We start from the raw sequence: 20,684 nt of genomic DNA on the forward strand, positions 1-20,684 counted from the left end.
CAAAAAGGGAACGATAGGTCCCTTTTTGGGACTTATCAAGCCTTAAGGCCTTGCGGAGGGACTAATGAGTCCGGCGGCAATCACCAATTCTTCCAACGCCAGCAAATCCGGCACCTTCGCCACATGCTCGCCCACCTGCACAGCCGCCTGCTCCAGACCGCAGAGCGGCACGTCGACGTAACTCAACTGGCTATCAAGCTTGTAGGAACGCGGGATGCCCTGCACCAACAGGGCGATGAACTTCAGTTCCGCGCGACCGCCCAGGGCATTGAGCACGGCGATGCGGGCGCGCTCGCCAATCACGGTTTTCTGGTCACAGGCCGATTCGAAACTCAATAACGGGATCTGCCGCTCGCGCCAGGAAACCCAGCCCAGGAACCACGGCGGGGTGTCCATATCGAAGGTGCCGCTCTGATAATCGATCAGCTCGGCCACCGCCACGTTGGGCAGCACCAGGTGCCGGTCGGCCAGGGGCAACAGCAGCCCGGTCAGGTAGCGGGTGCGGTGGTCATGCATGGGGCTTGCTCCAGTGGGCGATGCTCTCGAGCAGCACCGATTCCTGGTAGGGCTTGCCCAGGTAGTCGTTGACCCCGATGGCCATGGCCCGGTCGCGGTGTTTCTGGCCCGTGCGGGAGGTGATCATGATGATCGGCAGGTGCGCCAGGTGCGGCTCGTTGCGTACTTGCGTCGCGACCTCGAAACCGTCCATGCGGGGCATCTCGATGTCCAGCAACATCAGGTCCGGGGTGTGTTCAGCCAGCACCGCCATGGCATCCACGCCGTCCTTGGCGGTCAGGACATGCATGCCATGACGCTCCAACAGGCGGCTGGTGACCTTGCGGACCGTCACCGAGTCGTCCACCACCAGTACCAACAACGGCCGCTGATGCTCGCCCTCGCCTTCGGTCAGTACCGGACGACGCGGGGCCTGGCTGGGCATGGCGCGGATCGGTGCCAACAGGTCGAGAATCAGCACTACCCGGCCGTCACCGAGGATGGTCGCACCGGACAGGCCCTGCACCGCCGAGAATTGTGGGCCGAGGCTCTTGACCACGATCTCCCGGGTCCCGACGGTGGCATCCACCTGCACTGCGACATGCCGTTCGTTGCACTGCACCAGCAACAGCGGCAAGGGCTGGCTCTGGCCCAACAGTTTCGGCCGGGGCGCGGTTTTCAGCAGCTCGCCCAGGTAGCACAACTCATACCGTTGCCCAGCATAGGTGTAGGTGGGTGGATCGAGTTGGTAATAAGCCTCCAGCTCGGCGGGCAGCACCCGCACGATGCTTTCGATGGTGTTCAACGGGATCGCGTACTGGTCTTCGTGACACTGCACCATCAGGGCCCGGTTGACCGACACGGTAAAGGGCAGGCGGATGCGGAAGTGCACGCCCTGCCCCGGCGTCGAGTCGATGACCATGCTGCCGCCCAGTTGCCGCACCTCTTCGTGGACCACGTCCATGCCGACGCCACGCCCGGAGATCTGGGTGATTTTTTCGGCGGTGGAGAAGCCCGGCTGCAGGATGAACTGCAACACGTCGCGGTCGCTGATGTCGCTGTCCGGCGCCAGCAGTCCGCGCTTGATCGCCTTGCGCCGCACCGCGTCCAGCGGCACACCGGCACCGTCGTCGCGGATATCGAAGACGATGTCGCCGCCTTCCCGGGACAGGTCGAGGCTGATACGCCCACGGGCCGGCTTGCCCGCGGCGATGCGCACGTCCGCCGGCTCCAGACCATGGTCGACGGCGTTGCGCAGCATGTGTTCCAACGGCGCGGCCATGCGTTCCAGCACGTTGCGATCCATCTCGCCTTCGGCATTGTCGACGACGAACTCCACATCCTTGCCCAGTTCTTGCGCCACTTGCCGGACGATGCGCTGGAGCCGCGGCACCATGCGCTCGAACGGCACCATGCGCGTGCGCATCAGGCCTTCCTGGAGCCGGGTGTTGATGCGCCGTTGTTGTTGCAACAGGTTCTCGGCGTCATGGTTGCTGCGGTCCAGGGTTTCCTTGAGGTCAAGCAAGTCCGAGGCGGACTCGAACAGTGCCCGGGACAACTGCTGCAGCTGGGAATGACGGTCCATCTCCAGCGGGTCGAATTCTTCGTAGCCCAGGCGCTCGGCTTCCACTTGCTGGCGGCTGAGAATCCGCCCCTGCGTTTCAGTGTCCAGGCGTCGCAACTGGTCGCGCATGCGCTCGATGGTGGTTTCCATCTCGCTCAGGGCCACGTGTGCGTCGTTGACCTGCTGTTCGATACGGCCACGGAAGATCGAGGTTTCCCCGGCCAGGTTCACCAGGTCGTCCAGCAGTTCGGCAGACACCTTGACCATGTCCGCACCGTCGCTCGATGCAGCTGGCTCGGGCTTGGCGGGCGCGGGTGCCGTGGCCGCACCTACGGGCATGGTCGGGACTGCGGGGGGCTCCGTAGCCGGCGTTTCGCTGTCCTGCGGGTGGTTGACCGCCTGGATCTGCGCAATCAGCCGGTCCGCCGGCGGACAGGCCAGGCCGGCCCGTACAGCATCGAGCATGTGGGCCAGGCGGTCATGGCTGCTCTGCAGCAGGACGAACAGCGCCGGAGTCGCTTGCAACAGGCCCGCGGACAAGCCTTCGTAGAGGTTTTCCAGCTCATGGGCCAGGTCGCCGATGGGCCCGATCTCCACCATCCGCGCACCGCCCTTGAGGGTGTGCAGGTCCCGCAGCAGGGTTTCCACCGCCTGGCGGTTCGACGGTTCGGCCTGCCAGCGCAGCAGGGCCGCGCCGGAGCTGTCGAGGATATCGAAACCTTCCTCGAGGAAGATGTCCAGCAGCTCGGGATCATGGCTGGCCGCGTCGCCCGGGATGGATCCGACGCCTTCGACGGCGTTCGGCTTGTCCTGACGGAACCGGCGGATGGCGTCGATCAGTGAAACCGGATCGCCCAAGGTCTGGCCCTGCTGCAGTTGTCCGAGCAACAGGTCGAGACGCTCGTGGCTGCCGTTGAGCAAGTGAGCCAGCTCATCGCTGTAACTGTAGCGGCGATCCACCAGGCCTTCGTAGAGGTTTTCCAGCTCCTGGGCCAGATCGCTGATCGGCCGGATACCGGCCATGCGCGCACCGCCCTTGAGGGTGTGCAGGTCCCGCTGCAACGAGGACAGCGGCGCTCCGTTGTCCGGGTCGGCCAGCCAGCGTTGCAGGGCCTGGGCCGCGCTTTCCAGGATGTCCTGGGCCTCTTCGAGGAAGATCGAGGTAATGTCGTCGTCCACCGACGTGTCAGCAGGCACGTCGCGTTCGAGCTCGGCGGTTGCATGACCCAGCTCGCGGATGCTCAAGGTGCGGCTGCCATCGCTACGGATCAGGCCGGTGGCCGACGGATCGAGACCAGCCTCGAGCAACGCGTGCAGGGCCTGGACCCGCTCGGGCCGTGGATGCACATGCTGGCCGGCCGCCAACTCATCGAGCATGTCGATCAGCGCTTCGTGGGCACGTTGCGCCTGCTGGAAGAATTCGTCGCTGACCGCCAGGCTGCTTTCCTCAACGGCGCCATAGAGATCAAGCAAGGCTTCGCAGAGTTCGTCCACCGGCTGCAAGTCGGCCAGGTGCGCGCCTTCGCCAAGGGTCGTCAACTCATCCAGCAACGCGCTTAACTCCTGCCCCTCGCCGGGGTGCTGCTGCCAGCGTTGCAGCAGGTTTTCGGCGTCCAGCAGGATGTCCATGCCCTGGGCCAGGAAATCGTTGATCAGTTGCGGATCGCGCTTGTTCCGCGCGCCATGGTCCGAGGTACCACTGACCGCCTGCAGGCGCTCGGCCACCAGGGCCTGGGTTCGCCGGATCAAGTCCGCAGCCCCGGGAATCGGCGCCAGCGGATCACTGTGCAACTGGCGCAGCCCCAGGCGCAGCAGGCCTTCGGCTTCCAGCAGGCACTCGACTTCATCCAGGTCGAGGGCCACCAGGTGCACCCTGTACTCCCGGGCAAGCTGGTCCATCGCCCCGGCCAGCTCGGCAATCGGCAGCACACCGGCCATCGATGCGCTGCCCTTGAGGGTGTGCAGGGCCCGCTGCAATTCATCGCTGGCCTGCAAGGGCAGGTGTTCGGCAGCCTGGTCGAGAAAACGATTGAGACCGGCGAGATGCCCCTGGGCTTCCTTGTCGAAGATCTTCAACAGCAGCGGGTCGAGGGCAGCCACGTCCCCTTGGTCTTCATCGAGCTCTTCATTGCCCTTGGCCAGGGCATGGGCGCGGGCGGCCAACCGGTCGACATCGTCACGCTGACGCTGGTGATGGGCGGCAAAATCGGCGACCAGGCCGGGCAGCAGCCGTACCGTGTCGTCCACCAGTTGCAGGACCGTAGCACTCGGCTCGACACTGCGCTCCAGCACCCGGTTGAGCAGGTTCTCCACTGCCCAGGCCAGCTCGCCCAGCACCAGCGCCCGGACCATGCGGCCGCTGCCCTTGAGCGTATGGAAGGACCGACGCACTTCGCCCAGGGCGACCTGGTCGGCGGGCTGAGCGGCCCAGCGCGGCAGGTATTCGTGCAGCACCTCCAGCACCTCGCCGGTTTCTTCGAGGAAAACCTCACGCAACTCTTCGTCCACCGGGTGCTCATCCACCGGGGGCGGCAGCAGACTGCCCGGCGTGCTCCTGGCCGGCGGATTGAGCGCCGAGACCGGGCTGGCCAGCATGTCGGCGAGGGACTGCACGGTCTGCGGATCATCCAGTTCCTGCAAATCCTGCATGACCTGGGCTTCGTTCGGGCTCAGCACATCGTCGAGCAAGGGTACCCGGGCTTCGTCGGGGAAATAGCCGAGCGCGGCCAGGCTCCGTTCGACCCCATCCAACAACGGCTCGCCGGGTGTTTCCGGATCTTCGCTCAAACGTTCCAGGTAGTATTCAAGGCCGGTGATCACGTCGGCCAGATGGTCGAGTTCTTCCCAGCCCGGTCGGGTCTGGTCCAGCAGCAAGTGGTCGCGGATAAAGCCGTTGCAGGCCTCCACCAGGCCGGCAGCGCGGCTCAGGGGGATCATTGCCAGCGCGCCGCGAACCTGAGTCAGCAAGGTCGGCAGGGTCTGTAGTTGCTCGCTGTTCCAGTCGGCGTCGATGTAGTCGACGATCATGTCCTTGGCCTGCTGCAGGCAGGTGTGGGCTTCCTTGATGACGATCTGGTGGATCTGGGTCAGGTCGGTGGTGGGCAGTTGGCTGTCTTCACGACTTTCAGGCTCGACAGTGCCGACCATGCCGGCCAGGTTGGCCTCGACATAGAGCAAGGCTCCGGCGACGTCCATGAGGGTCGCGTCATCGGGCTCACGCTGGCCCTGGGAGAGGCTCAGTACCACCGCCAATTGATCGATGATGACCTTGCGTGGCTGGCCGAAACCAAGCACCGCCAGGGTATCGGCGATCTGCCGCAGGGGCGCCAGCAAGCTGTCCAGCTCCGAGGCGTGTTGGCGGTCGCTGCGCACGAACAGGTCCAGCCGCTCCTTGACCCGCACCAGCTCCTCGCAGAGCGCGGTGAGCACCGAACGCATGGCGTCGCGGTCGGGTCCGGCCAGGCGCGCACGTTCTTCGTCGAGCATGGCGCTGTCGGGCAGCGCCTCGTCCAGTGAGTAGCGTTCTTTCATGATCTGCATCTGCCCGCTGGGGTATTCGGCCTTGGCAATATAGAACAACAAGCTCTTGAGCAGGTGCGGCGGGGCCGGTTGATTGATACCGGGCATGCCTTGGTCGAGCAGGCGCTTGAGTTCCTTGTCGGCTTCCTTGAACAGGCTGCGCAACGCCGGGCTGTTGGCGATTCGCCCGTCACGCATGCCTTCGATCAACGCCGAAGCCACCTGCCACAGGGCATTGAGCGGCGCGCCTGCGCAGAGCCCTTCCAGGCGATGGAAAACTTTGGCCAGGTAACCGAGGTGGGTGGCGTCATCCTGTTCGCGCAACAGGCCCACCAGGGCCACTTGCAAGGTCTGGCGCAATTTGCGCAAGGTGCCGGGCAGGTCCGCCGGCTCGAGCCGCTTCAGGGCCCCATCGCCGAGGGGCGCGATATCGGGCAGTTCCGGGCTGAACAGGCTGGTTTCCGACAACAGGCTTTCGCCCCGGGCACTGCGCAGATCGTTGATCAGCGGTAGGACCACCAGCGGCAGGTCGCGGCGGGCACCCTGGATGCGATCCAGGTACATTGGCAACTGCCCCAAGGCCTGGCTCAACAGGCTGATGGCTTCGTCGCGATGGGCGATGCGATTGTCCTGAAGGGCAACGCACAGGTGCTCCATTTCTTCGGCCAGCAACGCCGCGCCATAGAACTCGACCATCTGCAGGCCACCATGCACCTGGTGAATGCAGGCCAGGCATTGCCCGAGGGCGTCTGCCGCCTGCGGGTCATCCACCAGCCGGTTGAGGGCCAGATGGGCCTGCTTCAGCGTTTCGGCAATCTCGCCCTTGACCCATTCCAGGGCCACATAGTCGTGCCGATCACCCATAACCGCTCCAATCCGGCAAATACACCCTCCTTGTGGCGGGAGGACTCATCTGTGGGAGCAAAGCTTGCTCGCGATAAAGGCAACTCGATCTCCGGCCTGACGCGTCGCTCTCATCGCGGGCAAGCCTTGCTCCCACATGATTCCCCTCGCCCCGTATACCGCCTCCAACAATCAAGACTTGTCCTCATCCTTGGCCGCCGGCAAGGTAAAACCCGACACCGACCGACGCAGCTGGCTGGCCATCTTCGCCAGGTTGCCGATGCTCTCGGCGGTGGCGGTGGAGCCGGACGAGGTTTGCGTGGTGATCTGCTGGATCACGTTCATCGTCAGGGAAATCTGCCCCGCCGAGGTGGTCTGCTGCTGCGCCGCGTTGGAAATGCTCTGGATCAGCGCCGCCAGGGTCTTCGACACGCCCTCGATCTCTTCCAGGGCCACCCCGGCGTCCTGGGCCAGCCGGGCGCCGCGCACCACTTCGCTGGTGGTCTGCTCCATGGAGATCACCGCCTCGTTGGTGTCGGCCTGGATCGCCCGCACCAGCGTTTCGATCTGCCGGGTCGCCGCCGAAGAGCGCTCCGCCAGCCGCTGCACTTCATCGGCCACCACCGCGAAGCCGCGCCCGGCATCGCCGGCCATGGACGCCTGGATCGCGGCGTTGAGGGCCAATATGTTGGTCTGGTCGGCAATGTCGTCGATCAGGCTGACGATGTCGCCGATTTCCTGGGACGACTCGCCCAGGCGCTTGATGCGCTTGGCGGTGTCCTGGATCTGCTCGCGAATGTTGTCCATGCCATGAATGGTGTTGTGCACCACCTCGTTGCCCTTGTTGGCGATCTCCACGGAGCGCTCGGCCACCGCCGACGACTCGGCAGCGTTGGCCGATACCTGGTCGATGGACTGGGCCATTTCATTGATTGAAGTCGAAGCTTCGCTGATCTGCTGGGCCTGGTGCTCGGAAGCCTGGGCCAGATGCATGGCGGTGGCCTGGGTTTCCTGCACCGCGGCGGCGACCTGACCGGCGGTGAGGTTGATGGTGGCGACCAGGTCGCGCAGTTGATCCACCGAATAATTGATCGAATCGGCGATGGTGCCGGTGAAGTCCTCGGTGACCGACGCGGTGACGGTCAGGTCGCCGTCGGCCAGATCGGCAATCTCGTCCAGCAGGCGCATGATCGCGTTCTGGTTGCGCTCGTTCTTCTCCGCGGTTTCGTGCAACTGGCGGTTGGTTTCACGCACCATCACCAGGCCGATCAGGATGATCGACATCAGTGCCAGCAGCCCCAGCACGTAACCGCCAATGGCGTGGACGGACCGGCCACCGGCCAGGTTTTCCAGTGCGGTGGTCAGGTGCGAGGCTTCATCCAACAGGGTCTGCGACAGGTTGAAAATGTTACCCGCCGACTCGCGGACCTTGAACAGCTCCGGCGAGGTTTCGAGGATTTCATCCACCGAACCCGAGACGAACTCGAACAGTTCACTGATTTCGCTCAGGCGTGCCCGGGCATCGCGATCCTGGACCTGGGAAATCTTCAAGGCCGGGTCGCCTTGCAACATTCCGTTGAGCACCTGGCCGAAACGCGCGGCATCGCGGCCAAAGGTATCGGCGGCCTGGCTGGCGTTCTCATCCCCCGCCAGCACGGTATTCACCGCGCCCAGGATGCGCTCGGCCAACAGCGACTGGCGCTGGGCCATGGCCACCTGGGCCGCGGGTGCGCCCCGTTGCAGCAGGATCTCGACGACTTTTTCGTATTCGACCTGCAACTGCGGCACCGTTTCGGCCAGGGTCGCCGCCACCTGATGCAGCGACAGCACGGTCTGCTCGCTGGACAGGATGGCGTCGGTGTTCTTGAGCAGGCGTTCCCAGTCCAGTTGTACCGCGCGCATCTGCGGTCGCAGGGTCGAAGGCGCCGGTGGCAGGCCGGTCACCGGGTCACCCTGCTTGAGGTAGCCCCAGCGCTGGGCAAAATCGTTGCGTGCATCGCTCAGCAATTTGAACGCCGCGGCCTTGCCGGCGGCGGCCTCGGTGGCGTTCTTGGCAATGCGCTGGGACAGCACCCGCAACTCACCGGCATGGCCGATGTACTGTTTATCGTAGGTGGACTGGGTGTTGAGGTACGCGAAATTGGCGAACAGCAGCATGATGAAGACAATCAGCGCGACGAACAGCACGATGATCTGCGAACGACTGCGCGACGCTTCCAGTGGCTTGCCTGTGTTTGCTTTGATCATCGATTTTCGCCTGTACTGCCCAATCCAACTCGCCATGGGTGACTGATCTCAGGGCGGCTCTGTGGGAGCAAGGCTTGCCCGCGATGAAAACAACACGGTTTGCTGCCGACCGAGGCGTCTGCATCGCGAGCAAGCTTTGCTCCCACAGGCTCGCTCCCACAGGAGGCTACGCGGTGTCTGTTAAATAGCCACATCCATGAACCCCTCAGACTGCGTCAACGCAAAAGGGCTGAACACCTGCCACTGGCGCTCGCCAAGAAACCGGCCCTTGACGAAGGCGGCTTCCGGACAGTCGCGATCGTTTGCCTGCATCGGCTCCAGGCTGTCCTGGGCGAAATGCTGGAGCCCGAAGACTTCATCCACCAGCAACCCGGCGAACACCTCGCCATGATCCACCACCAGCACCCGCCGCTGCTTGCGCACCGTTGACAGTTCATGACCGAAAAAACCGCTCAGGTCCATCAATGGCAACAGTCGTCCGCGCAGGTTGGCCACGCCGCGAACCCAAGGCTTGACCCCGGGCAAATGCGTATGGCGCGGCTCGTGCAGCACTTCGCTGACTTCCTCCATGGGCGCCACGTACCAGCGCTCACCCAGGCGAAAGCCGATACCGCTCCAGGCATGACGGTGGGTCGGCTGGGACGGCAGGTCCGCCGCCAGCGACCGGCAGCGTCGATCGATCTGCAGCAGCAGCTCGAACGCAGTCAGGGATGGGCTCATGGCCGCGCCGTCAACCCGCCAGGACGTTGTTCAGGGTCTGGATCAGGGTTTCTTCGTCGACCGGCTTGGTCAGGTAGTCCTTGGCGCCTTGGCGCGTGCCCCAGACCTTGTCGGTTTCCTGGTCCTTGGTGGTGATGATGATCACCGGGATGTGGCCGGTTTCCGGATCCTTGGTCAGCTGGCGTGTGGCCTGGAACCCGTTGAGGCCGGGCATGACGATGTCCATCAACACCGCGTCGGGCTTTTCCTGGCGGGCCAGGGCCACGCCGTCGGCGCCGTTCTCGGCCTTGAGGACCTGGTGACCGTGCTTTTCCAGCATGCCGGTCAGTTTGTACATTTCAGTCGGCGAATCATCGACGATCAGAATTCGTGCCATGGTGTTCCCCATTCTTGTCGACCCCAGGCTCTGCGGCCGGGCGTCATTTAATGTGCCTGGTGCGGCTGGACGGCGGCAAAGCCCGGAACATGAGCTTGTATCGCGCCCAGCAGTTCTTCCTTGCTGAAAGGCTTGGTCAAAAACTGATCGGAACCGACGATGCGTCCCTTGGCCTTGTCGAACAGCCCGTCCCGGGACGACAGCAGGATCACCGGCGTGGCCTTGAAGGCGCTGTTGTTCTTGATCAGGGCGCAGGTCTGGTAACCGTCCAGACGCGGCATCATGATGTCGACAAAGATGATGCCCGGGTGATGGTCGGTAATCTTGGCCAGGGCATCGAAGCCATCGACCGCCGTGATCACCTCGCAACCCACATTGCGCAGCAAGGTTTCGGCGGTACGGCGAATGGTCTTCGAATCGTCGATGACCATGACCTTCAAGGCGCTGGGTTGCTGCTGCGTAGGATGCTCTGCCATTGCTACTGCGAACCGGTTTTAAACGCTTAAATGCGACCGACGGCGCAAGCCCTTGATGTTCAAGGCCCGCGCGCCACATGGCAGCCTTTTTAGCACAGTCTCCAGCGCCGGGCTATCGGCCGGGCGGCATGGTGGTTTTTCCTTGACCGCGAATCCGGCGGGCGCCACTCTGACGCCACTTTTTCACGCCATTTGTGCCCCATCAGATTTCGAGGAACCAAGCCATGAGCGTACGCGTCGGCATTGTCATGGACCCTATCGCCAGCATTTCCTACAAGAAGGATAGCTCGCTGGCCATGCTGCTGGCCGCTCAAAAGCGCGGCTGGGAATTGTTCTACATGGAACAGCGCGACCTCTACCAGGCCGAAGGCCAGGCACGGGCGCGCATGAAACCGTTGAAAGTCTTCGCCAGCCCGGAAAAATGGTTTGAACTGGGCGACGAAAAGGATGCGCTGCTGAGCGACCTGGACGTGATCCTGATGCGCAAGGATCCGCCCTTCGACATGGAATTCGTGTATTCCACCTACCTGCTGGAACAAGCCGAAACCGCCGGCGTGCTGGTGGTCAACAAGCCCCAGAGCCTGCGCGACTGCAACGAGAAGCTGTTCGCCACGCTGTTCCCGCAATGCACGCCACCGACCATCGTCAGCCGCCGCCCGGATGTACTGCGCGCGTTCGCCGATCATCACGGCGACGTGATCCTCAAGCCCCTGGACGGCATGGGCGGCTCTTCGATCTTCCGCCACACCGCCGGCCACCCGAACCTCTCCGTGATCCTGGAAACACTGACCCTGCACGGCCAGCAGCAGATCATGATCCAGGGTTATCTGCCGGCCATCGTCGATGGCGACAAGCGCATCCTGATGATCGACGGCGAGCCGGTGGACTATTGCCTGGCGCGCATTCCGGCAGCAGGCGAAACCCGCGGCAACCTGGCCGCCGGCGGCCGTGGCGAAGCCCGCCCGCTGACCGAGAAGGACCGCTGGATCGCGGCCCAGGTTGGCCCGACCCTGCGGGAAAAAGGCTTGCTGTTCGTGGGCCTGGACGTAATCGGCGAGCATCTGACGGAAATCAACGTCACCAGCCCGACCTGCATCCGCGAGATCGACAATGCCTTCGGCACCGACATCGGCGGGATGCTGATGGATGCCATCGATCAGAAGCTCAAGGCTCGTTGATCCAGATCTGATGAAGGGAACCCACATTGCGTTATCATGCCCGGCCTTAAAAAAACGCGATGTTGGTTTCCTTGTCATGACCCTTCCGTCCGATCTGCCCCTAGAGCTCGCCCACCGTGGCGTGCGTCCGGCTGATCGCCTCGGCTTTACCCTGTTCCTGGCGGCGCTGATCCACCTGGCCCTGCTGCTGGGCGTCGGATTTGCCACGGTCGAGCCCAAGCAGATCACCCAGACCCTGGAAATCACCCTGGCCACCTTCAAGAGCGAAACCAAGCCGAAGCAGGCAGATTTCCTCGCCCAGGAGAACCAGCAGGGTAGCGGCACCTTGGAAAAAAAGGCGGTTCCCAAGACCACCGAGATCGCGCCGTTCCAGGATAATCAGGTCCAGAAGGCCACCCCTCCTCCGGCCGCCAAGCCCGAGGTGCAGGAAACCGCTCCCAAGGCTGCCGTGACCACCGTGGCACCGAAACCGAAGAAGGCGCCGGTCAAGGAGGAGGTCAAGCCCGATCCCAAGCCCAAGGCCCCGGCACCGACCTTCGACAGCTCCCAGCTGTCCAGCGACATCGCCAGCCTGGAAGCCGAACTGGCCCAGGAACAGCAGCTCTATGCCAAGCGTCCGCGTATCCACCGCCTGAGCGCCGCCTCGACCATGCGTGACAAGGGCGCCTGGTACAAGGACGAGTGGCGCAAGAAGGTCGAACGCATCGGCAACCTCAACTACCCCGACGAAGCACGGCGCAAGCAGATCTACGGCAACCTGCGGCTCATGGTCTCGATCAACCGCGACGGCTCCCTGTATGAAGTGCTGGTGCTGGAATCTTCCGGCCAGCCGCTGCTGGACCAGGCGGCCCAGCGCATCGTGCGCCTGGCGGCACCGTTCGCACCGTTTACCGGAGATTTGTCGGACATCGACCGGCTGGAGATCATCCGCACCTGGAAATTCTCCCGGGGTGATCGGCTCTCCAGTAACTGACCCACTGCCCAAGCCCCTTGTGGGAGTGGGTTGTGTGGGAGCAAGGCTTGCCCGCGATGAAAACGCCGCGGTCTCTTGAGGACCGCAGCGCCTGGATCGCGAGCAAGCTTTGCTCCCACAAGGCCCGCTCCCACATTTGATCGGTGTCGCCAACCAGATCGAGGTATTTCCTGCACATCCCCAGCTTGTCAGTTCGCCCCTGCGCCGCCACACTATCGCCTATGAAAAACGTCAGCCCCACCTACCTCAAGCATCATTTCCTGATCGCCATGCCGCACATGGCCGATCCGAACTTCGCCCATACCTTGACCTACATCGTCGAGCACACGGCCAATGGCGCCATGGGGCTGGTGATCAATCGCCCGCAGGAGTTGAACCTGGCGGACATTCTCGAGCAGCTGCGCCCTGAGGTAGAGCCGCCCATCCTGTGTCAGCACGTGCCGATTTTCATCGGCGGGCCGGTGCAGACCGACCGCGGTTTCGTGCTCCATCCGTCGGGGCCGAGCTACCAGGCCACGGTGGACCTCAACGGCGTGTCGCTGTCGACCTCCCAGGACGTGTTGTTTGCCATCGCTGACGGTGTCGGTCCGGAAAAAAGCCTGATCGCCCTCGGCTACGCCGGTTGGGAAGCCGGGCAACTGGAGGCCGAACTGGCCGACAACGCCTGGCTGACCTGCCCGTTCGACGCCGACATCCTGTTCAACACCAGCAGTGAACTGCGCCTGGAAGCGGCGGCCAACCGCCTGGGGATCAACCTCAGCCTGCTCACCAGCCAGGCAGGACACGCCTGATGGCCCTGCGCCTGCTGCTGGGTTTCGATTACGGCACCAAACAGATCGGCGTCGCGGTCGGCCAGGTCGTTACCGGCCAGGCCCGCGAGCTGTGCACCCTCAAGGCGCAGAATGGCGTTCCGGACTGGAACCAGGTCGAAGCGCTGATCAAGGAATGGAAACCCGACGCCGTGGTGGTCGGCCTGCCGCTGAACATGGACGGTACGCCCAGCGACATGTGCGTGCGCGCTGAAAAGTTCGCCCGCCGGCTCAATGGCCGCTACAACCTGCCCTTCTATACCCACGACGAGCGCCTGACCACGTTCGAAGCCAAGGGCGAACGCCTCGAGCGTGGCGGGCAGAAAGGCAGTTACCGCGACAACCCGGTGGACGCCATCGCCGCCGCCCTGCTACTGCAGGGCTGGCTCGATGCCAATAGCGCCCTGTTCGACACCTGATTTTGAAAGCGCCGCCAAGGCGCTTTCTTTTAGCGATAGACCGGGCCTTTCACCACAGGCCCGGGAACCTGAAGGAGCCAGCATGAGCCTGCCCAATCCTGCCGACCTGATCAGCCAGATGGCGATCCGTCTCACGGCACACCTGGAACAACGCGGCATCAGCGAACCGCGTTACATCGGCATTCGCACCGGCGGCGTCTGGGTCGCCCAGGCCTTGCTCGAGGAACTTGGCAGCCAATCGCCGCTGGGCACCCTGGACGTGTCCTTCTACCGCGACGACTTCAGCCAGAACGGCCTGCACCCACAGGTACGTCCTTCGGCTCTGCCATTCGAGATCGAGGGCCAGCACCTGGTCCTGATCGATGACGTGCTGATGAGCGGCCGGACCATCCGCGCCGCCATGAACGAGTTGTTCGATTACGGGCGCCCGGCCAGTGTGACCCTGGTGTGCCTGCTGGACCTGGACGCCGCCGAGTTGCCGATCCGCCCGAACGTGGTCGGTGCGACGCTGACACTGGCCGCACACCAGCGGGTCAAGCTCTCCGGTCCCGCACCGCTGCAACTCGAACTGCAAGACCTTGCCCTTTAACTGCCCTTGTAAGAGTCCATCGCGATGACGCCTCTCGAAACCAAGCGCCCGCTGCAGCTCAACGATCAGGGCCAGCTGCGGCACTTCCTGTCCCTCGACGGCCTGCGCCGCGAGCTGCTGACGGAAATCCTCGACACCGCCGACTCGTTCCTTGAAGTCGGCGCCCGGGCGGTGAAGAAAGTCCCGTTGCTGCGCGGCAAGACCGTGTGCAACGTGTTCTTCGAAAACTCCACCCGCACCCGCACCACCTTCGAACTGGCGGCCCAGCGGCTGTCGGCGGACGTGATCACCCTCAACGTGTCGACGTCCTCGGCGAGCAAGGGCGAAACCCTGCTCGATACCCTGCGCAATCTCGAAGCCATGGCGGCGGACATGTTCGTCGTGCGCCACGGAGATTCCGGCGCGGCACACTTCATTGCCGAACACGTCTGCCCGCAGGTGGCGATCATCAACGGCGGCGACGGCCGTCACGCCCACCCGACCCAGGGCATGCTGGACATGCTGACCATTCGCCGGCACAAGGGCAGTTTCGAGAACCTCTCGGTGGCCATTGTCGGCGACATCCTGCACTCGCGGGTGGCTCGCTCGAACATGCTCGCCCTCAAGACCCTCGGTTGCCCGGATATCCGCGTGATCGCGCCGAAAACCCTGCTGCCCATCGGCGTCGAACAGTACGGCGTGAAGGTCTACACCGACATGACCGAAGGCCTCAAGGATGTGGACGTGGTGATCATGCTGCGCCTGCAGCGTGAACGCATGACCGGCGGTCTGCTACCCAGCGAAGGCGAGTTCTACCGCCTGTTCGGCCTCACGACCGCCCGCCTGGCCGGGGCCAAGCCGGATGCCATCGTCATGCACCCGGGGCCGATCAACCGCGGCGTAGAGATCGAATCGGCGGTGGCCGACGGCCCCCATTCGGTGATTCTCAACCAGGTGACCTACGGCATCGCCATCCGCATGGCCGTGCTGTCCATGGCCATGAGCGGGCAAACGGCCCAGCGCCAATTCGACCAGGAGAACGCCCAGTGAAGCTCAGCATTCTCGGCGCACGCGTGATCGATCCGGCCAGCGGCCTGGATCAAGTGACTGACATCCATATCGATGCCTGCAAAATCGTCGCCCTGGGCGCCGCCCCGGCCGGTTTCGTGGCGGCCGAGACCCTCGACGCCCAGGGCCTGGTGGCCGCCCCCGGCCTGGTCGACCTGAACGTCGCCCTGCGCGAGCCTGGCTACAGTCGCAAAGGCAGCATCGTCAGCGAGACCCGGGCCGCCGCCGCCGGTGGCGTGACCAGTCTGTGCTGCCCGCCACAGACCAAACCGGTGCTGGACACCTCGGCCGTGGCCGAACTGATCCTCGACCGCGCCCGCGAAGCCGGCAATACCAAGGTCTTTCCGATTGGTGCGTTGAGCAAAGGCCTCGACGGCGAACAACTGGCGGAGCTGATCGCGTTGCGCGATGCCGGTTGCGTGGCGTTCGGCAACGGCCTGAACAGCTTCCGCAATACCCGCACCCTGTGCCGCGCCCTGGAATACGCAGCCACCTTCGGCCTGACGGTGATCTTCAACTCCCAGGATCACGACCTGGCCGAAGGTGGCCTGGCCCACGAAGGCCCGACCGCCAGCTTCCTTGGCCTGCCGGGCATACCGGAGACCGCCGAGACCGTGGCCCTGGCCCGTGACCTGTTGCTGGTGGAGCAAAGCGGTGTGCGCGCGCACTTCAGCCAGCTGACCAGCGCCCGCGGCGCGGCGCTGATCGCCCAGGCCCAGGCCCGCGGCTTGCCGGTAACCGCCGATGTGGCGCTGTACCAATTGATCCTGACCGACGAAGCCCTGATCGATTTCAACAGCGTCTATCACGTCCAACCACCGCTGCGCACCCGCGCCGACCGGGATGGCTTGCGCGAGGCAGTGAAATCCGGAGTGATCTCGGCCATTTCCAGCCATCACCAACCCCATGAGCGCGATGCCAAGCTGGCACCCTTCGGCGCCACCGAACCGGGCATCAGCAGCGTCGAACTGCTGCTGCCGCTGGCGATGACACTGGTGGAAGACGGCCTGCTCGACCTGCCGACCCTGCTGGCGCGCCTCAGCGCCGGCCCGGCCCAGGCACTGCAACTACCGGCAGGGAAACTGGCAGTGGGTGCGGCAGCGGACCTGGTGCTGTTTGACCCGGCCGCCTCCACCGTGGCTGGGGAAGCCTGGCGCTCCAAGGGCGACAATTGCCCGTTCCTGGGCCACAGCTTGCCGGGACTGGTGCGCTATACCTTGATGGATGGGCGGGTTACTCACCAGGCCTGACACCGCGTCGCGCCCATCGCGAGCAGGCTCGCTCCCACATTGGATTTCAGGTACTCACACAATCTGTGCGCGCTGAAGATCCCTGTGGGAGCGAGCCTGCTCGCGATGGGAGCAACCCAGTCTTACTGAAAAGCCCCACGCTTCTGCGCATTCCGAATCGAAACCTGGTCGTTCAGCGTCCAGAAGTCATACAGCACCCCCAGGAAGAACACCCCGCCCGTCAGCAGGTAGATGATCCCGCTGAGCCATTTGCCCTGATACATCCGGTGCACGCCGAACACCCCGAGAAACGTCAACAGGATCCACGCCACGGTGTATTCGATGGGTCCTGGGGTGAAGCGCAGATCCGCTTCGCGGTCCATCGCAGGGATCAGGAACAAATCGATCAGCCAGCCAATGCCCAGCAGGCCGAAGGTGAAGAACCAGATCGTGCCGGTGACCGGCTTGCCATAGTAGAAACGATGGGCCCCGGTGAAACCGAAAATCCAGAGCAGATACCCGATGATTTTGCTGTGGGTGTCATGGGTAGCGTCCAGCTGATAGCTGTTCATAAATGGCCTCTTTTGCCTCGATAGATAAATTTGTTCGGACCTTTTGTGACTTTTGTGTGTCTTGCCGACAAGCGGTTCTTGGCACCTTGGGCGCAGCGAAGCCCCCGTATTCCGGGGGTTGTGTCGGACAATCGGGGCAAAGTGGCTCATTTTCAGGGGTTGCGCGCAGGATTCCGGATCGACAAACGGCCTCGGAATCACTCAAAAAGCTGTTATAAAGTTGCGCGCTAACCTATAAGAGCCCTGCCTAATGCGTCCATTTTTCAAGACATGGCTGACCATTTGCCTATTATTGCCACTGGCCGCCCACGCCACCAATCGTGAGCAACGTCTTCCCAACGTCAACGGCTACACCCCGAAATCCCATGTTTCTGCTCCGTCGAGAAAGAACAAGCCAAGCGTCCAGTACACGACCACGGGCAACAGCAAGCTGGTGCCGCCCATGGCGACCAAAGCGAGCAGCAACGTATTGAGCCGTGCCGTGAATGTACTGGGCACACCTTATCGTTGGGGCGGCAGCAGCCCAAGTAAAGGCTTCGATTGCAGCGGCCTGGTGAAATATGCGTTCAACGACAGCACCTTCGACCTGCCACGCACTTCGAATGCCATGGCAGCCGGTCACGGTGAGAAAGTCGAGCGCAAGGACCTCAAGCCCGGCGACCTGATCTTCTTCAAGCTCAAGAGCCGCCGGGTCAACCACGTGGCCATCTACCTGGGCAACGACCGCTTCATCCATGCGCCACGTCGCGGCAAGTCGGTGACCATCGACACCCTGAACAAACCGTACTGGGACACCCACTACGTGGTTGCCAAGCGAGTGTTGCCGAAAGAGCCGGGCGGGATGCGGGTCGTCCAGCGCTGATGATCGTTCCCATGCTCTGCGTGGGAATGCCTCAGCGGACGCTCTGCGTTCGGCTCTCAGGGGACGCGAAGCGTCCCGGGCTGCGTTCCCACGCAGAGCGTGGGAACGATCGGAAAACGCCTCAGAAACTATCCGGCGTACGCGCCCGCTCCCGCGCATGTTCCCGGCTGATCAAGCCTTTGGTCACCAGGTCCTTCAAGCACATGTCCAGCGTCTGCATCCCCAGCGAGCCGCCGGTCTGGATCGCCGAGTACATCTGCGCCACCTTGTCTTCGCGGATCAGGTTACGAATCGCCGATGTGCCCAGCATGATTTCATGAGCGGCAACCCGGCCGCCGCCGATCTTCTTGATCAGCGTCTGGGAAATCACCGCCTGCAATGATTCCGACAACATCGAGCGCACCATGGACTTCTCGTCCCCCGGGAACACGTCCACCACCCGGTCGATGGTCTTGGCCGCCGAGGTGGTGTGCAGGGTGCCGAATACCAGGTGCCCGGTTTCGGCGGCGGTCAGTGCCAGGCGGATGGTTTCCAGGTCGCGCATCTCCCCCACCAGAATCACGTCCGGGTCTTCCCGCAGGGCCGAACGCAGGGCCGTGGAAAAATCCTGGGTGTCGCGGTGCACTTCGCGCTGGTTGATCAGGCATTTGCGCGGTTCGTGAACGAACTCGATGGGGTCCTCGATGGTGAGGATGTGGTGATGCTTATGGGTGTTGAGGTAGTCGATCATCGCCGCCAGGGTGGTGGACTTGCCTGAGCCGGTCGGTCCGGTCACCAGCACCAACCCGCGAGGGGCCTCGGTCACTTTGCGAAACACCTCGCCCATGCCCAGCTCTTCCATGGTCAGGACTTTCGACGGAATGGTCCGGAACACCGCCCCCGCGCCGCGATTCTGGTTGAAAGCGTTGACCCGAAACCGGGCGACCCCGGGTACATCGAAGGAAAAATCGGTTTCCAGAAACTTTTCGTAATCTACCCGTTGCCGGTCGTTCATGATGTCGTAGATCAGCTCATGAACCTGCTTGTGGTCCAGTGCCGGCAGGTTGATCCTCCGCACATCGCCATCAACCCGGATCATCGGCGGCAGCCCGGCCGACAGGTGCAGGTCCGAGGCCCCCTGTTTGGCGCTGAACGCCAGCAGTTCAGTGATATCCATAGCGCTCCTCAATTCCAGTAGAATGCCGCGAACCTCAGACCGCTGGCGCTTCTTTATGTCCACGATAGCAGACAACATCGCTCAGGTTAGATCGCGCATCCGCGCTGCGGAGCAAGCCGCCCACCGCGCCGCAGACAGCGTCCAACTGCTGGCGGTGAGCAAGACCAAGCCCGCCCAGGCCCTGCGTGAAGCCTATGCCGCCGGCCTGCGGGACTTCGGTGAGAACTACCTGCAGGAAGCGCTGGGCAAGCAGGCCGAACTGACCGACCTGCCCTTGATCTGGCACTTCATCGGCCCCATTCAATCGAACAAGACCCGCGCTATTGCCGAACATTTCGACTGGGTGCATTCCGTGGACCGCTTGAAAATTGCCCAACGCCTGTCCGAGCAGCGTCCGGACGGGTTACCACCGCTGAACATCTGCATTCAAGTCAACGTCAGCGGGGAAGCCAGCAAATCCGGTTGTACCCCGGAGGATCTGCCGGCCCTGGCCGATGCCATCAGCGCATTGCCACGCCTGACGCTCCGCGGCCTGATGGCGATCCCCGAGCCAACCGAAGAGCGCGCCGCCCAGGACGCAGCCTTCGCCGCCGTCCAACGTTTGCAAGCCAGCCTGGCCCTGCCGCTGGACACGCTGTCCATGGGCATGAGTCACGATCTCGAATCCGCCATTGCCCAGGGCGCCACCTGGGTCAGGATCGGTACAGCCCTGTTTGGTGCTCGCGACTACAGCGCCAACCAACCGTAAGCCATGCCGACTCAACTCCTCAATCAAGGACCTGTCATGAGCAACACGCGTATTGCCTTTATCGGCGCCGGCAACATGGCCGCCAGCCTGATCGGTGGCCTGCGGGCCAAGGGCCTGGACGCTGCGCAGATCCGCGCCAGCGATCCGGGTACCGAGACCCGCACCCGGGTGAGCAACGAGCACGGCATCGAGACCTTTGCCGACAACGCACAAGCCATCGATGGCGCGGACGTCATCGTGCTGGCGGTCAAGCCGCAGGCGATGAAAGCCGTGTGCGAAGCCCTTCGCCCAAGCCTCAAGCCCGATCAACTGGTGGTGTCGATTGCCGCCGGCATCACCTGCGCCAGCATGAACAAGTGGCTCGGCGACCAGCCCATCGTGCGCTGCATGCCCAACACCCCGGCGCTGTTGCGTCAGGGCGTCAGCGGCCTGTTCGCCACCCCACAGGTCAGCGCCGAACAACGCCAGCAGGCTGAAGAGCTGCTGTCGGCCGTCGGCCTGGCGTTGTGGCTGGAAACCGAGCAGCAGCTGGACGCGGTCACTGCCGTTTCCGGTTCGGGCCCGGCGTACTTCTTCCTGCTGATCGAAGCCATGACCGCCGCCGGCGAAAAACTGGGCCTGCCCCGCGAGATTGCCGCGAAGCTGACCTTGCAGACCGCCCTCGGCGCAGCCCACATGGCCACCTCCAGTGACGTCGATGCCGCCGAACTGCGCCGCCGCGTGACCTCGCCGGCCGGCACCACCGAAGCCGCCATCAAATCGTTCCAGGCCGGGGGATTCGAAGCCCTGGTGGAAAAAGCACTCGGCGCCGCCGCGCACCGCTCGGCCGAAATGGCCGAACAACTGGGCCAATAAGGAGCCA

The 20,684-nt window shown here is 63.6% G+C and carries 18 protein-coding genes; 10 read left to right on the top strand and 8 right to left on the bottom strand.

Annotation, left to right across the window (positions count from 1 at the left end):
* Positions 1-42: 42 nt before the first annotated feature.
* The 6 genes from CGA22_RS05130 to CGA22_RS05155 form a co-directional block, all read right to left on the bottom strand.
* Positions 43-516, bottom strand: coding sequence for a chemotaxis protein CheW (locus tag CGA22_RS05130; protein ID WP_041023962.1), 474 nt, complete (start codon positions 514-516; stop codon positions 43-45).
* Positions 509-6,442 (bottom strand): Hpt domain-containing protein, encoded by a 5,934-nt coding sequence (locus CGA22_RS05135; RefSeq protein ID WP_041023963.1) that lies wholly within the window; start codon positions 6,440-6,442, stop codon positions 509-511. The genes CGA22_RS05130 and CGA22_RS05135 overlap by 8 nt, the downstream gene beginning before the upstream one ends.
* Positions 6,443-6,613: 171 nt before the next feature.
* Positions 6,614-8,668 carry a methyl-accepting chemotaxis protein gene (locus CGA22_RS05140; RefSeq protein ID WP_041023964.1) on the bottom strand — a complete coding sequence of 685 codons (2,055 nt, stop codon included), beginning with the start codon at positions 8,666-8,668 and terminating at the stop codon, positions 6,614-6,616.
* Between the two features lie 180 nt (positions 8,669-8,848).
* Positions 8,849-9,388 carry a chemotaxis protein CheW gene (locus tag CGA22_RS05145; RefSeq protein WP_041023965.1) on the bottom strand — a complete coding sequence of 180 codons (540 nt, stop codon included), beginning with the start codon at positions 9,386-9,388 and terminating at the stop codon, positions 8,849-8,851.
* Positions 9,389-9,398: 10 nt separating this feature from the next.
* Positions 9,399-9,764, bottom strand: coding sequence for a twitching motility response regulator PilH (gene pilH / locus CGA22_RS05150; protein WP_041023966.1), 366 nt, complete (start codon positions 9,762-9,764; stop codon positions 9,399-9,401).
* A gap of 47 nt (positions 9,765-9,811) precedes the next feature.
* Complete coding sequence (locus tag CGA22_RS05155) at positions 9,812-10,240, bottom strand: PleD family two-component system response regulator (RefSeq protein WP_041023967.1); 429 nt, start codon at positions 10,238-10,240, stop codon at positions 9,812-9,814.
* Positions 10,241-10,464: 224 nt separating this feature from the next.
* Here CGA22_RS05155 and gshB point away from each other — a divergent pair, with 224 nt between their 5' ends.
* The 7 genes from gshB to CGA22_RS05190 all read left to right on the top strand — a co-directional run bounded on the left by gshB (position 10,465) and on the right by CGA22_RS05190 (position 16,505).
* A complete protein-coding gene (gshB, locus tag CGA22_RS05160; RefSeq protein ID WP_041023968.1) occupies positions 10,465-11,418 on the top strand; it encodes a glutathione synthase in 954 nt (317 codons plus the stop codon).
* Between the two features lie 76 nt (positions 11,419-11,494).
* Positions 11,495-12,391 (top strand): energy transducer TonB, encoded by an 897-nt coding sequence (locus tag CGA22_RS05165; RefSeq protein ID WP_041023969.1) that lies wholly within the window; start codon positions 11,495-11,497, stop codon positions 12,389-12,391.
* Positions 12,392-12,612: 221 nt separating this feature from the next.
* Positions 12,613-13,182 (top strand): YqgE/AlgH family protein, encoded by a 570-nt coding sequence (locus tag CGA22_RS05170; RefSeq protein WP_024778884.1) that lies wholly within the window; start codon positions 12,613-12,615, stop codon positions 13,180-13,182.
* Complete coding sequence (gene ruvX, locus CGA22_RS05175) at positions 13,182-13,619, top strand: Holliday junction resolvase RuvX (protein WP_041023970.1); 438 nt, start codon at positions 13,182-13,184, stop codon at positions 13,617-13,619. Before CGA22_RS05170 ends, ruvX begins: the two co-directional genes overlap by 1 nt.
* 82 nt (positions 13,620-13,701) lie before the next feature.
* Positions 13,702-14,208 carry a bifunctional pyr operon transcriptional regulator/uracil phosphoribosyltransferase PyrR gene (gene pyrR, locus CGA22_RS05180; protein WP_041023971.1) on the top strand — a complete coding sequence of 169 codons (507 nt, stop codon included), beginning with the start codon at positions 13,702-13,704 and terminating at the stop codon, positions 14,206-14,208.
* A 24-nt stretch (positions 14,209-14,232) separates the two neighbouring features.
* On the top strand, positions 14,233-15,237 hold the full coding sequence (locus tag CGA22_RS05185; RefSeq protein WP_003177495.1) for an aspartate carbamoyltransferase catalytic subunit: 1,005 nt from the start codon (positions 14,233-14,235) through the stop codon (positions 15,235-15,237).
* Positions 15,234-16,505: a dihydroorotase gene (locus tag CGA22_RS05190; protein WP_041023972.1), complete on the top strand. Its 1,272-nt coding sequence runs from the start codon at positions 15,234-15,236 to the stop codon at positions 16,503-16,505. The genes CGA22_RS05185 and CGA22_RS05190 overlap by 4 nt, the downstream gene beginning before the upstream one ends.
* Positions 16,506-16,627: 122 nt before the next feature.
* Here CGA22_RS05190 and CGA22_RS05195 read toward each other — a convergent pair whose 3' ends face one another.
* Positions 16,628-17,056 carry an NINE protein gene (locus CGA22_RS05195; RefSeq protein WP_041023973.1) on the bottom strand — a complete coding sequence of 143 codons (429 nt, stop codon included), beginning with the start codon at positions 17,054-17,056 and terminating at the stop codon, positions 16,628-16,630.
* Between the two features lie 250 nt (positions 17,057-17,306).
* Between CGA22_RS05195 and CGA22_RS05200 the strand changes: the two genes are divergently transcribed.
* Entirely contained in the window at positions 17,307-17,918 is a 612-nt protein-coding gene (locus CGA22_RS05200; protein WP_041023974.1) for a C40 family peptidase, read from the top strand.
* A 121-nt stretch (positions 17,919-18,039) separates the two neighbouring features.
* Here the strand turns inward: CGA22_RS05200 and CGA22_RS05205 are convergent, their stop codons facing one another.
* On the bottom strand, positions 18,040-19,074 hold the full coding sequence (locus tag CGA22_RS05205) for a type IV pilus twitching motility protein PilT (RefSeq protein ID WP_041023975.1): 1,035 nt from the start codon (positions 19,072-19,074) through the stop codon (positions 18,040-18,042).
* Positions 19,075-19,129: 55 nt separating this feature from the next.
* On the opposite strand from CGA22_RS05205, the gene CGA22_RS05210 reads away from it, so the two are divergent.
* Positions 19,130-19,822 carry a YggS family pyridoxal phosphate-dependent enzyme gene (locus tag CGA22_RS05210; RefSeq protein ID WP_041023976.1) on the top strand — a complete coding sequence of 231 codons (693 nt, stop codon included), beginning with the start codon at positions 19,130-19,132 and terminating at the stop codon, positions 19,820-19,822.
* A gap of 36 nt (positions 19,823-19,858) precedes the next feature.
* Complete coding sequence (gene proC, locus CGA22_RS05215) at positions 19,859-20,677, top strand: pyrroline-5-carboxylate reductase (protein WP_041023977.1); 819 nt, start codon at positions 19,859-19,861, stop codon at positions 20,675-20,677.
* The last annotated feature ends 7 nt before the right edge of the window (positions 20,678-20,684 follow it).

The organism is Pseudomonas sp. PSB18 (assembly GCF_014596565.1).
In the GTDB taxonomy this organism is placed as follows: domain Bacteria; phylum Pseudomonadota; class Gammaproteobacteria; order Pseudomonadales; family Pseudomonadaceae; genus Aquipseudomonas.

Coding starts and splice junctions, on each gene's coding strand:
- ruvX (WP_041023970.1), top strand. CDS start 13,182: ATGGCCCTGCGCCTGCTGCTGGGTTTCGATTACGGCACCAAACAGATC.
- gshB (WP_041023968.1), top strand. CDS start 10,465: ATGAGCGTACGCGTCGGCATTGTCATGGACCCTATCGCCAGCATTTCC.
- CGA22_RS05200 (WP_041023974.1), top strand. CDS start 17,307: ATGCGTCCATTTTTCAAGACATGGCTGACCATTTGCCTATTATTGCCA.
- CGA22_RS05140 (WP_041023964.1), bottom strand. CDS start 8,668: ATGATCAAAGCAAACACAGGCAAGCCACTGGAAGCGTCGCGCAGTCGT.
- CGA22_RS05210 (WP_041023976.1), top strand. CDS start 19,130: ATGTCCACGATAGCAGACAACATCGCTCAGGTTAGATCGCGCATCCGC.
- CGA22_RS05170 (WP_024778884.1), top strand. CDS start 12,613: ATGAAAAACGTCAGCCCCACCTACCTCAAGCATCATTTCCTGATCGCC.
- CGA22_RS05165 (WP_041023969.1), top strand. CDS start 11,495: ATGACCCTTCCGTCCGATCTGCCCCTAGAGCTCGCCCACCGTGGCGTG.
- CGA22_RS05130 (WP_041023962.1), bottom strand. CDS start 516: ATGCATGACCACCGCACCCGCTACCTGACCGGGCTGCTGTTGCCCCTG.
- proC (WP_041023977.1), top strand. CDS start 19,859: ATGAGCAACACGCGTATTGCCTTTATCGGCGCCGGCAACATGGCCGCC.
- pilH (WP_041023966.1), bottom strand. CDS start 9,764: ATGGCACGAATTCTGATCGTCGATGATTCGCCGACTGAAATGTACAAA.
- CGA22_RS05185 (WP_003177495.1), top strand. CDS start 14,233: ATGACGCCTCTCGAAACCAAGCGCCCGCTGCAGCTCAACGATCAGGGC.
- CGA22_RS05195 (WP_041023973.1), bottom strand. CDS start 17,056: ATGAACAGCTATCAGCTGGACGCTACCCATGACACCCACAGCAAAATC.
- CGA22_RS05155 (WP_041023967.1), bottom strand. CDS start 10,240: ATGGCAGAGCATCCTACGCAGCAGCAACCCAGCGCCTTGAAGGTCATG.
- CGA22_RS05205 (WP_041023975.1), bottom strand. CDS start 19,074: ATGGATATCACTGAACTGCTGGCGTTCAGCGCCAAACAGGGGGCCTCG.
- pyrR (WP_041023971.1), top strand. CDS start 13,702: ATGAGCCTGCCCAATCCTGCCGACCTGATCAGCCAGATGGCGATCCGT.
- CGA22_RS05135 (WP_041023963.1), bottom strand. CDS start 6,442: ATGGGTGATCGGCACGACTATGTGGCCCTGGAATGGGTCAAGGGCGAG.
- CGA22_RS05145 (WP_041023965.1), bottom strand. CDS start 9,388: ATGAGCCCATCCCTGACTGCGTTCGAGCTGCTGCTGCAGATCGATCGA.